Source organism: Anianabacter salinae (assembly GCF_019061145.1).
Classification (GTDB): domain Bacteria; phylum Pseudomonadota; class Alphaproteobacteria; order Rhodobacterales; family Rhodobacteraceae; genus Anianibacter; species Anianibacter salinarum.
This window is the reverse complement of sequence record NZ_JAHQZS010000002.1, coordinates 164,307-178,082: the sequence shown is the minus strand read 5'-3', so window position 1 is coordinate 178,082 and position 13,776 is coordinate 164,307. Positions and strand designations below refer to the sequence as shown.

The following is a 13,776-nucleotide window of genomic DNA, read 5'->3' as shown; positions in this document are numbered from 1 at the left end:
CTAGTGCTTCCCTGTTTCTGGCGCTGCGGTGACGGACCTGCTGATCTCGGCGATTGCGCTCAGGGCGATGCTTGCGACGATGACAATCAGACCATCCTCCAGCAGCCGGGGAATGCGCCCGACGGGAAGACCGAAAAGCTCGGTCCCGGGCGCGGGTGCCTGGGCGAGAATGGTCATTCCGAGAACGACCGAGACGATGCCCAGGGCCAGCATGGCCGACGCCAACACGAAAGCGATCTTCGTGAACATGTCTTCAGCCCCCCAGGAACGACCGGCGGACCTGTTCGTCCGCCAGAAGCTCCTTGCCGGTCCCGGTATGCGCGTTCGCACCCTGCACCAGCACATATCCCTTGTCCGCGATGGCCAATGCCTGCCGTGCGTTCTGTTCGACCATCAGCACCGGCAGCCCGGTGCGCGCGATCTCGATGATGCGGTCAAACAATTCGTCCATGACGATGGGTGACACGCCCGCAGTCGGCTCGTCCAGCATCAGCACCTTGGGCTTGGTCATCAGCGCGCGGCCCACGGCGACCTGCTGGCGTTGCCCGCCCGACAACTCGCCTGCCGCCTGATGGCGCTTGTCCTTCAGGATCGGGAACAGGTCATAGACCTGCTCCATCGTGCCCCGGAAATCGTCGCGGCGCACAAAGGCGCCCATCTCGAGGTTTTCCTCGACGGTCATCGACGGAAAGATGTTCGAGGTCTGCGGCACAAAGCCCATGCCCTTGGCGACGCGCGCCTGCGGCGTCAGGCCGGTGATGTCCTCGCCGTCCAGCCGCACCGAACCCGCCCGCAGCGGCAGCATCCCGAACACCGCCTTCATCGCCGTCGACTTGCCCGCCCCGTTCGGGCCCACGATCACCGCGATCTCGCCCGGGTTCACCGCCACCGTGCAGCCGTGCAGGATGTCGGGCCCCTGCCCGTAGCCGCCCGTCATGCTGTCGCCGATCAGGTAGGCGTTCGAGGTGTCCATCGCCTGCCCGGTTCCGGGATGCGCGCCAAGCGTGCCGGTCTCGCCGCCCTTGGTGATCGACCGGTCGGTGTTGCCGCGTGCGCCGTAAGCATCAGACATGCGCGCCGCCCCCTTGCATCTTTGGTCCCGAAATACTCCGGGGAGCGCGAGGGGCTGGCCCCTCGCCCTGCGACATCCGCCTCATGCGCCCACCTGCTCCTTGTTCTTCAGCCCGGTGCCGAGATACGCCTCGATCACCTGCTCGTTCGCCTTGATCTCGGCCAACGTGCCCTCGGCGAGCACGCGGCCCTCGGCCATGCAGATGACCGGGTCGCACAGGCGTTCGATGAAATCCATGTCGTGTTCGATCACGACGAAAGTGTAACCGCGTTCCTTGTTCAGCCGCAGGATCGCGTCGCCGATGGTGTTCAGAAGCGTGCGGTTCACCCCGGCGCCGACCTCGTCCAGAAACACGATCCGGGCATCCACCATCATGGTGCGGCCCAGTTCCAGCAGTTTCTTCTGCCCGCCCGACACCTGCCCGGCCTTGTGGTCGGCCAGATGCGAGATCGTCAGGAACTCCAGCACCTCGTCGGCCTTGGCGCGCAGCGCGCGTTCCTCCTCGGCGATGCGCTTGCGGCCGAACCAGGTGTTCCACAGCGTCTCGCCGGATTGCCCGCCGGGCACCATCATCAGGTTCTCGCGGCAGGTCATCGAGGCGAATTCATGGGCGATCTGGAAGGTGCGCAAGAGGCCCTTGTGGAACAGCGAATGCGGCGGCAGGCCGGTGATGTCCTCGCCCGCCATCGTCACCCGGCCCGAGGTCGGCGGCAGAACGCCCGCGATCACGTTGAACAGCGTCGTCTTGCCCGCGCCATTGGGCCCGATCAGCCCGGTGATCGACCCCTCGCGGATCGACAGGGACGCGCCGTCGACGGCGTGAAACCCGCCGAAATGCTTGTGAAGGTCGTGGACTTCGATCATCCATCTTGCCTTTTCGTTCAAACAGGCAACCCGGAACGCGGGCGCTCCGGGTTGCCAAGGGGTCTGGTCAGATCAGACGATCAGCGGAACTGAACCGTCGAATAGTCCGCGTCTTCCACGGTATATTCGCGGTAGGTGCCTGCCGCTTCGCCGGGGCCGATCAGTTCCACGTTGGTCGCGCCAACATAGTCGATCTCGCCGCCATCCTTGAGGATCTGCAGCGCCTTGGCCAGCTCGCCCGGCAAGATCGGCTCGCCCGGAGCGTTCGCCACGTTCAGGATGTTCGCCGCAATCGCCGCCGGGGTCGCTTCGCCGCCCGCCTGCATCGCCAGCGCCAGAAGCGCCGCCGCGTCATAGGATTCGCGGGTGAACGAGGTGTCGCCGTTGATCCCGGCCGCTTCGGTCACGGAGGTGAAGGCTTCGGCGCCCTCGCCCTGGCTCCACGGAACCGCGCCGAACGAGCCGGCCATGTCGGCACCAAGATCGGCCATCAGGCTGTCGGCGAACATGCCGTCACCCATCATGAACGTGTCGAATGCGCCGGTGTCGAGCGACGCCTGGATCACGCCCTTGCCGCCCTGGTCGGCATAGCCGAGCACGGCCAGAACCTCACCGCCGCCCGAGGCGAGCGATGCGACTTCTGCCGAATAGTCGGCCTTGCCGTCTTCGTGCGGTGCGCTGATCGTCACGGTGCCGCCGTTCGCCTCGAAGGACGAGATGAAGGCATCCGACAGGCCCTTGCCGTAGTCGTTGTTGGTGTAGGTCACAGCGACTTCGGTGATGCCCTTGTCGGCCAGGATGGCGGCCAGAACTTCGCCCTGACGCGCATCCGAAGGCGAGGTGCGGAAGAACAGGCCGTTGTCCTCTGCGGTCGACAGGCCCGGCGAGGTCGCCGAGGGCGAGATCATCGGGATGCCGTTCGGAACCGCAGCGTTGGCGAGGATCGCGCCGGTCACGCCCGAGCAATCGGCGCCCATGATCGCGACGACGCCGTCCGAGGTGATCAGACGCTCGGCCGCGGCAGTGGCGGCGGCGCTGTCGATGCAGGTCGAATCCGCGCGCACCGGCTCCAGCATCATGCCGTCAAGGACGCCGCCCGCCTCGTTGATCTCGGTCATCGCCAGTTCGGCGGCGGCGGCCATGTTCGGGGTCAGCGATTCAATCGGGCCGGTGAAGCCAAGGATCACGCCGATCTTGACGGCGCCGCCCTCGTGGGACGCCGCCATCGCGCCGCCGGTGAAGGCAAGGGCCGCAGCGGTGGAAAGCAGAAGGGTCTTCATAGGTGTCTCTCCCGTTGGTTGCCGGGGTCCATGTCGGGCCCCCGGTGGTCAGGGCAGGCCGCATGACGCGACTCCGCCCAGGTAGATGTGGATACCAGTTTCACGACAGTCCGCGCGCCCGCGCAAGGGGCGCCGCATCGTCCTTTGGCCTGATCGAAGAAATTCCCCATCCCTGCCGGGCAAGGTATCACCGCGCGCTTGAAAGGGTCAATCGGATCACCGTTCTCCATCCGGGGTGCCGTGGCGTCCCGCAGCTGTGCCCGCCAAACCCGCTCAGATTACCGCCTTTTCCAGAAACGGTCTGTTCTCGATCACGCGCTCATACCCGACCTCGGACAGATCGAGCGTCCGGTATCCGCCGTGGACGATCAATTCGGCCACGGCGCGCCCCGTCGCCGGGGCCTGTTGCAGCCCGTGGCCGGAAAAACCATTGGCGAAGATGAAGTTCGCCACTTCGGGATGGCGTCCGACGATCAGGTTGTGATCGAGGACGTTGTAGTCGTAGTGCCCCGCCCAGCAGTTCACCACGCGAAGCGCCTCGAAGGCTTCGGACCGCGCGGCGAGCGCGGGCCAGACCGTGTCGTCGAACTCGGCGTGGCGGGGATCGAAATCGTCCCAGTCCACCGCCGGGTCCGGGTCGGGCACGCCTGCGGCCATGAAATAGCGCCCCTCGGGGCGGCAATAGACGCCCGACGGGTCCACCATGAGCGGCAGCCGCCCGCCGTTGATCCGTGCCGTGCCCTCGGGGCTGCGCGCGCAGTCGAAGACAAAGGTGGTGCGTTTGCGCGGCTCTATGGGCACCTCGAGCCCCGCCATCCGCGCCGTCAGCGCCGCGCGCGGCCCCGACCCATTCACCAGCGTGCCCGCCCCGATGTTCGCGCCGGACGAGAGCGTCACGCTGGTGACGCGCCCGCCCTCTCGCGCGATCGCGGCCACCTCGCCCTTCAGCACCTCGGCGCCCTGCGCGCGCGCCTTGGCGCGAAAGCCGTTCATCAGCCCGGTGTTGTCGAACCACCCCTCGCCCGAGCGTCCGTAACAGCCAAGCGTCAGGTCATCGGTCCGCAGATGCGGAAAGGCCTCGGCGATCTCGCCGGGACTCATCAGCACCGTGTCGGCGCCGCAGGAGCGCTGCACCGCATGGTTTTCCCGCAGGGTCTGCGCCCCCGCTTCGGTTCCGGCCAGCATCAGGTAGCCGCCGGGATGAAAGTTCAGCGAGGGCCGGGTGCCGTCCACCTCCATCAGATCACCGAAATTCCGAATGACCTCATGACCATACTGGCTGATCCTGACGTTGATCGCGTTCGAGAACTGGGTGCGGATCGACGCCGCCGACAGCGCCGTCGCGGCCCGCGCATAGGTCGGATCACGCTCGACGATCAGCACCGATCCACCGAAACCGGGATCGGCGGTCAGGTAATATGCGACGGCCGAGCCGATGACCGCCCCGCCGACGATGACGACATCGTAGTGGTCCCGCATTCTCAGCCCTCTTGCGCCGCAAGGGCCGCAGCGCGCATCTGGGCAAGCGTCTGGCGCGGCGTCACCGCCTCGGGCGAGACCACCAGATCAAGCACCGCGCCGGTCGGCGACGCGCAGGCGCGGGCGAAGGCATCCGCGAAATCCTCGGTCCGCTCGACCCGTTCGCCGTGAAAGCCGTAGGACCGCGCCAGCGCCGCGAAATCGGGGCTCCACATCTCGGTGCCCGACACGCGGGCGGGGTAGTTGCGTTCCTGATGGGCGCGGATGGTGCCGTAGATGCCGTTGTTGACGATCAGCACGATGGGGCAGGCATTTGCCTGACGGGCCGTCGCAAGCTCTTGGCAGGTCATCTGGAAATCGCCGTCCCCGGCAAAGCACACCACGCGCCGGTCCGGCTGCGCGATCCTCGCGGCGATAGCAGCGGGAAGGCCGTAGCCCATCGCGCCCGACTGCGGCGCCAGCAGGCGCGCCTTTGGGCCGAAGCGGTAGAACTTGTTTGGCCAGACCGCGAAATTGCCCGCGCCGTTGGTCAGGATCGCATCTTCCGGTAGCACGTCGCGCAGATGCGCCGTGACCGCGCCCATATCCACAGGCGAATCAAGCGGCGGCAGATCAAAGCCCGCCTCATAGGCGGCCCGCGCCCCTTTGCACCACTCGCCCCAGTCGCCGCGCACCGGCGTCAGCGCCAAGGCGACCGCGTTGTGGCTGGCATGGATGCCAAGGCTGGGCTGATACACCTTGCCGATCTCGCGGTCCGAGGCATGGACATGGATCAGCGTCTGGTCCGGCACCGGCACCCTCAGAAGCGTGTAGGCATCCGTCGTCATCTCGCCGAACCGGACGTTCAGGGCCAGGATCACATCGGCGTCCCGGATCGCCGCCTTGACGTTCGGCGGCATCCCGACCCCCGCCTCGCCCGCGTAGACGGGCGAGTGGTTGTCGAACATATCCTGATAGCGGAAGGCGCAGACCACGGGGATGCTTGATGCCTCGGCAAAGGCCTGCAGCGCCGCACGGGCCGGGGCGGTCCAGTTGGCGCCGCCGATCAGGATCAGCGGACGCTGGGCCGCTGCCAGCATGTCCTGTGCGCGGGCCAGCGCCCCGGCATCCGGCGCCGCCTCGGCCACCGGCGACAGCGCGGCCAGCGGCGCGGCATCGCATGGCCCCGACAGCATGTCCTCGGGCAGTGCGATCACCACCGGGCCGGGCCGCCCGGTCGTCGCCGTCACCCAGGCGCGCGCGACGATCTCGGGGATGCGGTCGGCGTGGTCGATCTCGACCGCCCATTTCGCCATCGTGCCGAACACCGCGCGATAGTCGATTTCCTGGAACGCCTCGCGCCCGCGCATGTCGGTGCCGACCTGTCCCACGAACAGCAGCATCGGCGCGCTGTCCTGCATCGCGGTATGCACCCCGATGGACGCATTGGTGACGCCGGGGCCGCGCGTGACAAAGGCGATGCCGGGCGATCCGGTCAGCTTGCCCCAGGCCGCCGCCATGAAGCCCGCTCCGCCCTCGTTGCGGCAGTTCACGAAATCCAGCGCGCCGCCGGTGTCGTGCATCGCATCGAGCGCCGCGAGAAAGCTTTCACCCGGAACCCCGAACGCCTTGCGCGCGCCGAGCGCGACCAGCGATCGCACCAGAACCTGCCCGCCGTGGATCATCGCCGCCTCTCCTCTTGCCGCTGCGCCACGCTAGCCGCAGCACAAGGCGGGCTGCAACCAGATGCAAGGGGGCGTGTTCCGCGCACAACGCCCGCCCACCAGTGTTGCGGTCTCACCCGATTGTGACAACGTTCACAGACTGTTCCGGGGCCATGATCGCCCTGCCGCGACGTGCCCCCGCCGCGCCGCATCCGTGCGGGACGCACAGTGTCGCGGCAAAATGCGAACCGATGGCCACATCGGCGGGAAATCTGCGCGAAGACAGTTGATTTCGTGCTGGTCCTCGCGGACAGATCAAGGCCGAGACGATACAGGAGAACTGCGTGCCCCGTTTTCTTTCGGCAATTCGTCACAGGCCGATCCCGACCGCTCTTGGCGCTCTGGTCTGCTCCGTGATGGCCCCTGCCGCCCTTGCCGCCGAAGACATCCCGCCCGCTGCGGATGCCGTTCTTGCCCAGCAGATGGAGCAGTTTCGCGCGCCCGTGCCCGGTTCGGTGTTCGCGCTGCAACCCTTCCGCAACGCGGCCACCGCGACCGCGGAGGACGGAACGGTCTACACGCTGACCTCGCTGAACCCGCACATCAACATCTGGTACGTGCTTGAGATCGCGCCGCCGAACACGCGCGCTGCAAGCTACCACCTCGAACTTGCCGACCCGGACACCAGCAGCCTTGCGCTGTCCACCGGCGCCGCTCCGGCACTGACGGTGATGCGCGACGGCGAGGCGAGCGACTGCCGCGACTGGCGCGCCGAGATCGAGGAAGCGCGGCAAAGCGCGCTGCCCTACGCCCCGATCTGTGACTGGGCGGCCTATCTGCGCAACCCTGTCTCTGGCAACCGGTCCACCAAGGAGGCGGTGGCGGATTTCCTGCGCGACAACGTCCTGTTCGGCGACAGCATCGTGAACATGATCAAGGGATCGTTCTACGAAGACGCCTTCATGGTGTCGTCGGACGAATTCGAGGCCGAGGTCGTCAATGATGGCGTCGAGGTGCTGGGGGCCGCGCTTCTGGACCGCGCGCCGCAGATGCGCCCCTACATGGGCTTCGACGTGATCGGCACCGACGGCGGGCTGATGCAGGCCGGATCATGGTACGAGATCGAGGACGCGCCGGGCATCTATGCCAGCGTCGTTCAGCCCGGCATGGTGTCGCGCGAGATCCTGAATTCCGGCGGCGCGGGCTGGCCGGACGGCGTCGAAAGCCGCGCCGATGTCTACATGGTCGCCTTCGACATGCAGCAATTCGAGATCGGCTACGAGGTTGGCACCGACCATCCGCGCGTCAACTGGTCGCCGCGCCCCTCTGGCCGGGGCGGGCGCCACTATGAAGGTCAGGGACCCGACGGCTTTGGCACCACCGATCCCCTCGTGACGGTGGGCGTTCTGAACCCGTCCAAGGCCGACCGCGTCGCCGCCACCTTCACCGGCGGCTTCAAGCGCGAACACGGCGCCTGGCGCTTTGGGCCCTACGCACAGGCGAACTGGGGCCACCACTACGGCTTTCTTGAAAACGGCGTGATGCTGTCGCGGCTCTGGCCGACGCTGGCGACGCTGTATGTGCTGGATGATGGCTCGGTCCATATGGAAACCTGGACCGAGGAACATGAGGCGCTGCTGCCGCGGATCGTCTTTGCCCGCCAGAACGGCGTTCCTGTGATCGAGGACGGCGTGCCCGGCAGCCAGGTGGCCAGCTGGGGCGGCGGCAACTGGTCGGGCTCGGCCAACGCAGACCTGCGCACCCTGCGCGGCGGCGCCTGCCTGCGCACCGTCGGTGGCCGGCAGTTCATGATCTACGCCTATTTCTCGTCGGCGACGCCGTCGGGCATGGCGCGCACGTTTCAGGCGTATCAGTGCGATTATGCGATGCTTCTCGACATGAACTCGCAGGAACACACCTACATGGCGCTTTACACGCACGAGGAAGACGGCATCAAACCGCATCACCTTGTGCAGGGCATGTCTGCCATCGACGGGCGCGGCCGCAGCGGCGAGGTTTATCCGCGCTTCGTGTCCCAGCCCGACAACCGCGACTTCTTCTACCTTCTCAGAAAGGACTGACATGCTGCGCCGGATTGCCCTGACTGCCGCCCTTGCCTGCGTGACGGCGACCGCCGTTCCCGCGCAAACCCTCAGCCAGAACAACGACGCGATGTTCGCGCTGATGCAGCGCGAGCGCGGGGTCAGCGCGGGCCAGATCGCTGCGATCAAGCAGGTCTTCGCGGGATCGTCGGTGATCGGCCAAGGCAACCCCGCCGTCACACGCCACCCCCTGACGCCGGAACAGGCCGCCGCGCGCCTTGGCGGCAGCGTGGACAGCGTGCGCGAAAGCTATCGCAACCCCGCCTGGGAACGGATCTGCGGCGGCAAGTGGATGGCGCCGCTTTACGATCCGGCGACCCAGCGCCCCGAGGATGCGACCGTCTGCGCCGACATGTTCGAGTACCCGAACGTGCCGCTGGCCTATCCGGTGGTCTGGGTCCGCGCCGACGAGGCCGCGCGCATTTGTGCCGCCGAGGGCAAGCGCATGGGCGACGCGCATGAATGGGAAGGCGCATCCGCCGGGCAGTTGACCCCGCCCGACTATCCGTTCGAGCGGGTTCGCGGCATGGGTCTGTCCCCCGCCGTGAACACGATCCGCGCGTATCACAACGCGAAATACGCCCCCACGCGCGGCACCTATTCCATCGGCGAATGGCGCAGCGGCGTCTGCGCGACGGGCAGTTCCAAGTCCGGCAGCTGCAACGGCGGCAGCTTTACGGGCTGCGGGTCGAACACCTATCCCGTCGGCTCGTTCCCGGCGTGCAAAAGCCCGCTGGGCGTCTACGACATCGACGGAAACGCGGCCGAGCACATGAACCTGCCGCTGGCCCTCGACCAGATGGCAAGCGCAGGGTCGACCACGCTCGGTGCGACCGAGATGAAGGGCAGCTGGTTCATCTGGGACCAGATCCGCGCGCATGAACACTGGTCACGCTGGCGCGCCCCGTTCTGGCACGGAACGCGGGTGATGTCGGCGGCAAGCCATCACAATTATCACCTTGGGTTCCGCTGCTTCAAGGACGTGAAGTAAGCCAAGGGCCGGACAAAGAAAAAGCCCCGCGCGAGTGCATCGCACGGGGCTTTTTCATGTCTGCCTCGGCGCGCTACTGAAGCGAAGCGTAGCGCGCGGTGTTCCGCAGCGGCCCGTCCGAATTTAGCACCGCCGCGTATTGCGGATCGGCCAAAAGGTCCATCAGGTCGACCGCACGCCCATCGACGATGGCGGTGCGGGCCACCAGCCGGATGCCGTGGCTGTAGTCTGCATAATTCGCGCCATGCACCGTCGACAGCGGCTGGATCGGTGTGCCGTTGGTGCGGTGCCAGCCATAGATCGCCACCCTGCCCCACATCTCGTTCAGGCGATTCGCGATCACCAAGTCCTTCTTGTGCCCCGCCGTCAGCAGGTCGCCCCGCGACGTGCGGCTGCGGATCTGCGCATCGACCGTCTGGTCGTGCTGCGCGAAATACGCGGTCGAGGACATCTGCGGCCCGGGCGTCATCGGCGACGGTGCGACCTTGAGATCGGCCTGGCGGTAGACCGCATCGACAATGCGCGTCGTGGGCAGAACCATGTCAAAGCTGCGCGCCACCTGCATCGCGGCAGGCAGGCCCAACGGCACGCGGATGTTGTCGCCATCCGACCCGACGGCAAGATAGTCCGAGGTCACGCAGACGGTGATGTCGGTCGGCCGCCCGCTCACGGTGCCGCGCAGGTGCACGGGGCGCAGGGTTCGGATGCTGTCCGGGACATTGCCGCGCAGAACCTCGGAGACGATGCGCCCATCGCGCGAGGCTCCTCCGATGCCGGCAACCGCGTTAATCACGCTGCTGCCGCCGGGGGCATTGCCGGGCCGGCGCGGAATGCCGCGCGCCATCGCTGCGGAACAGGCTGACATGCGCGGCCCCTTGTCGATACCGATATCGGGCACTTCGAGCCGCGCGGACTGGACGGTGTCATCCAGCGGCTCGGCGCGCGCCACGGTGACAGTCTCGGGCGCGGGCTGCACCGGGGATGCCGGGGCGACGATCCGGGCGCGGGCGAGCGCTGCAAGGCGCGGGCTGCGCGGCTGCGGCAGCGGGCTGGACGCCACGATCAGCGGCGACAACGGCTGTTCTTCGGATGCGGCTTCGGGCGCCTCGGCAACCCGCTCTGCCGGAACCAGCCGGTCGGGGCGCGGCACGGGACGGCGCAGCGGCACATCAGGCTGACCGCCGAGCACGGGCGTTTCGATGTCGGCGCCCTGATCGAGCGCGGCGATGATGGTGTCGCGGACGGCTACCGCCTCGGGGCGCAGCACCGGGCGCGGCAGGGCAAGCGCCTGCTCGGTCGTCAGACCGCGCGCAAGGCGCAGGACGGTGACATCGGCGGTTTGCGGACGCAGGCGTGGAACGACGGGCGGCGCACCGCGCACGACCCGGATGGTCGGGTGACGCCCGCTGCTTCCATCCTCGGCCAGCGCGGCCGCATCGGGCACTGCACTGCCGGGACGCTGTCCGCGCGGCACCTGCGTGATGACGGTTTCAGGCCCCCCAGACGGAAGCAGCACGCCGGAGGCTGCGCTTTCTTCAATCGGTGGAGCGAGCGGTGTAACTTCGATCACTGCAGAAGGCTGCCGGTCTGCGGTTCCAAGCGCTGTCAGGCCAAAGTAGCCCCCAAGCGCAACCGTGGCCAGAAGCGCCCCCGCCAACGACAGGCCCATCGGGCCGCGCAGCGTGAACATACCTGTCTTTTCGACCGTGTCCCCGGTGTCGAATAACATGTCGATCTGTCCCTCTTGCACAATCGGTAGTGCCAACCAGCCCATGCCGCAACAAAAGCTTTCTGCATGGCGCGTGCCAGACGCCATTCCGGCGGCAACCCGCCCAATCGTTCATCCACTGGCCCGGTTCAGGGCCGAAAGGATACCCGGCTCATAGGTTCAGTTTCTTAAAGATCGGTTCCGGTATGGAAACGATCACGGCCATCACCAGCCGCCAGAGGGGGCGGACGTAGATGATGTTCCGGCCCTTCGCAACCGCAGCAAAAATCGCGTCGGCGACTTCCTGCGCGTCGGCGGTCAGCGGCTTGGGCGTGTCCATGCCCTCGGTCATGGCGGTGGCGACAAAGCCGGGCTTGACGGTGACGACATGCACGCCGCGCTTGGCCAGCCGGTTGCGCAGCCCCGACAGGAAGGCGGTGAACCCGGCCTTGGCCGAGCCATAGACATAGTTCGTCGCCCGCCCCCGGTCGCCCGCGACCGAGCTGACCCCGACCAGCGTGCCCGACCCGCGCGCCTCCATCCCGTTGGCCAGATGCGCCAGCACCGATGCAGGCCCCTCGAAGGTCGCGCGCATCACCTCGACGCCCTTCAGAGGATCGGCCGCGTTTTCAGACTGTTGGCCCATCGCCCCGACAAAGCAGATCGCCACGTCGGGCAAGTCCGGCAGGGCATCCACGAAGGCCTTGTGCCCCTCGGGGGCCAGCGCGTCGAAGGCATGGCAGGAGGCGTCGACGTCGCTGCGGGTGCGCAGATCGGCGACCAGCGTCTCGAACCGTTCCGGCGACCGCCCGGCCAGTCGCACGGCGTATCCTTTCGACGCATAAAGCCGCGCCGTGGCCTTGGCCATGTCAGACCCCGCCCCGAGGATCAGAACGCTTTTCGTCATAGTCCCAGCCTTTCCGATTGCGCCGATCCGAAGACGCCAGAGTGCCCCGCCGCGCGCCGCGCCTCGGCAAAGTCTTGTGCGCGGGTCTCCGCCGACCGGAACGTGCCGCGCGCCAGCCGCGCGTCCTTGGCGAGGTAGAATCGCCCGCCGTGGGCCAGCGTGATCGAATCGAGCCGTTCCATCAGCCGCTCGGACCACGCCGCGCGCGGGAAGTCGAGCGCCAGCGTGTAGCCCTCCATCGGGAACGACAGCGCACCCGAGGACGGGCCGAGTTGCTTGAGCACCGACAGGAACGCGCCCCGCCCGGACGCCGCGACCGTTTCGATCAGCGCGCGGATGCCGGCGCGCCCCTGCGCGAGCGGGATCACGCACTGGAACTGGTAGAACCCCCGCCGACCATAGGCGCGGTTCCAGTCCAGCACCGCGTCGAGCGGGTAGAAGTAGCTGTCCCAATCCACAAGCGCGGTGCCAGCCTCGCGCGCGCCATTGCGGTAATAGGCGGCGTTGAACGCCCGCGCGGTAAAGCGGTTCAGCGCAAGCTGCGGCAGGTCCACCGGCAGGCGCCGCGCCCGCCGGGCCGGGGTCTCGAACGGGCGCGCCCGCTTGCCCGGCGTCAGATCGTCCAGCGCCGCGTGCCGCCCCGCCATCGCGATCCCGCGCCCAAGGCCCGCCCCCCGTGTCGTGCAATCGACCCAGGCCACAAGGTAGGGACGGTCCGCCTGCGCCTCGAACAGATTCAGCAGCGCGTCCAGATCCGGCGCGGCGGTCGTCTCTTGCACGATCCAGGCGGACTCCACCGGCCGCAGCCGGAGCCCGGCGCGCAGGATCACGCCTGTCAGGCCCATGCCGCCCAGCGTCATGCGGAACAGATCGCCGTTCTCGGACTTGCGGCAGCGGATCACGTCGCCGTCCGCTCCCATCACGTCGATCCAGTCGACGAAGGCGCCGAAGGACCCGTCGATATGGTGGTTCTTGCCGTGCACATCCGCCGCGATGGCGCCACCGAGCGTGACGAACTTTGTGCCCGGCGTGACCGGCAGGAACCAGCCGCGCGGCAGGAAGGCGGCGATGATCTCGGACAACAGGACGCCCGCTTCCGCCTCCAGCACGCCGGTTTCGGGATCGAAGCCCAGCATGTGATCCATGCCGCGCATGTCGACTGTCAGCCCGGCATTGAGGGCGGCATCGCCATAGGCCCGCCCGTTGCCCCGCGCGATCAGGCTGCCCCGCCCCAGCGCGGCGGCGATCTGCGCCTCGGTGCGCGGGCGCAGCACGTCGCAGGCGATGCGCGGCGTTCGGCCCCAGCCTGACAGCGTCTCGATCATGCCGAGCGCCCCGCGCGGAACACGAAGCGCCGGTCGAGCCGGTATTTCACCGTGTAGCCGAAGGCGAGCCCGATCACCGCCCCCGCCTCGCGCGCCGCATCGGTGCCGAACCACAGCCAGAACCCGGTTTCCGTCACCCAGAACAGCAGCGTCGTGACCGCGCCCGTCGCCGTATACAGAAGGAACGCCGAGGTTCCGCCGCGCAGACTGGTCGGCACCTCGTCAAAGATCCACACCGCGTCGGCGACGAACTTGACCACCAGTCCCGCGCCCGTGCCCGCCGCCATCGCCAGCACGAACCAGCCCGCGCTGTCGCCGCCGATCCAGAACACCGCGCGCTGCACGCCAAGGTTGGCCACCGTGGCCACCACCGCGAACAAGGCATAACGAACCACCAGCCCGCCC

Annotated in this window: 12 protein-coding genes; 2 read left to right on the top strand and 10 right to left on the bottom strand. The window is 67.7% G+C overall.

Going from position 1 to position 13,776, the window contains the following annotated elements; translation table 11 throughout:
* From KTJ87_RS05420 to KTJ87_RS05395, 6 genes are all read right to left on the bottom strand, one after another.
* On the bottom strand, positions 1 to 249 hold the full coding sequence (locus KTJ87_RS05420) for a hypothetical protein (protein WP_267138080.1): 249 nt from the start codon (positions 247 to 249) through the stop codon (positions 1 to 3).
* A 4-nt stretch (positions 250 to 253) separates the two neighbouring features.
* Positions 254 to 973, bottom strand: a complete 720-nt coding sequence (locus tag KTJ87_RS05415; protein ID WP_267138742.1) for an ABC transporter ATP-binding protein — start codon at positions 971 to 973, stop codon at positions 254 to 256.
* A 180-nt stretch (positions 974 to 1,153) separates the two neighbouring features.
* Positions 1,154 to 1,936 carry an ABC transporter ATP-binding protein gene (locus KTJ87_RS05410; RefSeq protein WP_267138079.1) on the bottom strand — a complete coding sequence of 261 codons (783 nt, stop codon included), beginning with the start codon at positions 1,934 to 1,936 and terminating at the stop codon, positions 1,154 to 1,156.
* An 80-nt stretch (positions 1,937 to 2,016) separates the two neighbouring features.
* Positions 2,017 to 3,216: an ABC transporter substrate-binding protein gene (locus KTJ87_RS05405; protein ID WP_267138078.1), complete on the bottom strand. Its 1,200-nt coding sequence runs from the start codon at positions 3,214 to 3,216 to the stop codon at positions 2,017 to 2,019.
* A gap of 273 nt (positions 3,217 to 3,489) precedes the next feature.
* Positions 3,490 to 4,695 (bottom strand): NAD(P)/FAD-dependent oxidoreductase, encoded by a 1,206-nt coding sequence (locus tag KTJ87_RS05400; RefSeq protein ID WP_267138077.1) that lies wholly within the window; start codon positions 4,693 to 4,695, stop codon positions 3,490 to 3,492.
* A 2-nt stretch (positions 4,696 to 4,697) separates the two neighbouring features.
* Positions 4,698 to 6,359: a thiamine pyrophosphate-dependent enzyme gene (locus KTJ87_RS05395; RefSeq protein ID WP_267138076.1), complete on the bottom strand. Its 1,662-nt coding sequence runs from the start codon at positions 6,357 to 6,359 to the stop codon at positions 4,698 to 4,700.
* 323 nt (positions 6,360 to 6,682) lie between these two features.
* Between KTJ87_RS05395 and KTJ87_RS05390 the strand changes: the two genes are divergently transcribed.
* Together KTJ87_RS05390 and KTJ87_RS05385 are read left to right on the top strand one after the other, a co-directional pair.
* Positions 6,683 to 8,419 (top strand): hypothetical protein, encoded by a 1,737-nt coding sequence (locus KTJ87_RS05390; RefSeq protein WP_267138075.1) that lies wholly within the window; start codon positions 6,683 to 6,685, stop codon positions 8,417 to 8,419.
* 1 nt (position 8,420) lies between these two features.
* Positions 8,421 to 9,431: an SUMF1/EgtB/PvdO family nonheme iron enzyme gene (locus KTJ87_RS05385; RefSeq protein WP_267138074.1), complete on the top strand. Its 1,011-nt coding sequence runs from the start codon at positions 8,421 to 8,423 to the stop codon at positions 9,429 to 9,431.
* Between the two features lie 73 nt (positions 9,432 to 9,504).
* On the opposite strand, the gene KTJ87_RS05380 is transcribed toward KTJ87_RS05385, so the two are convergent.
* The 4 genes from KTJ87_RS05380 to KTJ87_RS05365 all read right to left on the bottom strand — a co-directional run bounded on the left by KTJ87_RS05380 (position 9,505) and on the right by KTJ87_RS05365 (position 13,766).
* Positions 9,505 to 11,160: a hypothetical protein gene (locus KTJ87_RS05380; protein ID WP_267138073.1), complete on the bottom strand. Its 1,656-nt coding sequence runs from the start codon at positions 11,158 to 11,160 to the stop codon at positions 9,505 to 9,507.
* 151 nt (positions 11,161 to 11,311) lie between these two features.
* A complete protein-coding gene (locus tag KTJ87_RS05375; protein ID WP_267138072.1) occupies positions 11,312 to 12,046 on the bottom strand; it encodes an SDR family oxidoreductase in 735 nt (244 codons plus the stop codon).
* Positions 12,043 to 13,371, bottom strand: a complete 1,329-nt coding sequence (locus KTJ87_RS05370) for an FAD-binding oxidoreductase (RefSeq protein ID WP_267138071.1) — start codon at positions 13,369 to 13,371, stop codon at positions 12,043 to 12,045. The genes KTJ87_RS05375 and KTJ87_RS05370 overlap by 4 nt, the downstream gene beginning before the upstream one ends.
* Complete coding sequence (locus tag KTJ87_RS05365; protein WP_267138070.1) at positions 13,368 to 13,766, bottom strand: GtrA family protein; 399 nt, start codon at positions 13,764 to 13,766, stop codon at positions 13,368 to 13,370. The genes KTJ87_RS05370 and KTJ87_RS05365 overlap by 4 nt, the downstream gene beginning before the upstream one ends.
* Positions 13,767 to 13,776: the final 10 nt, after the last annotated feature.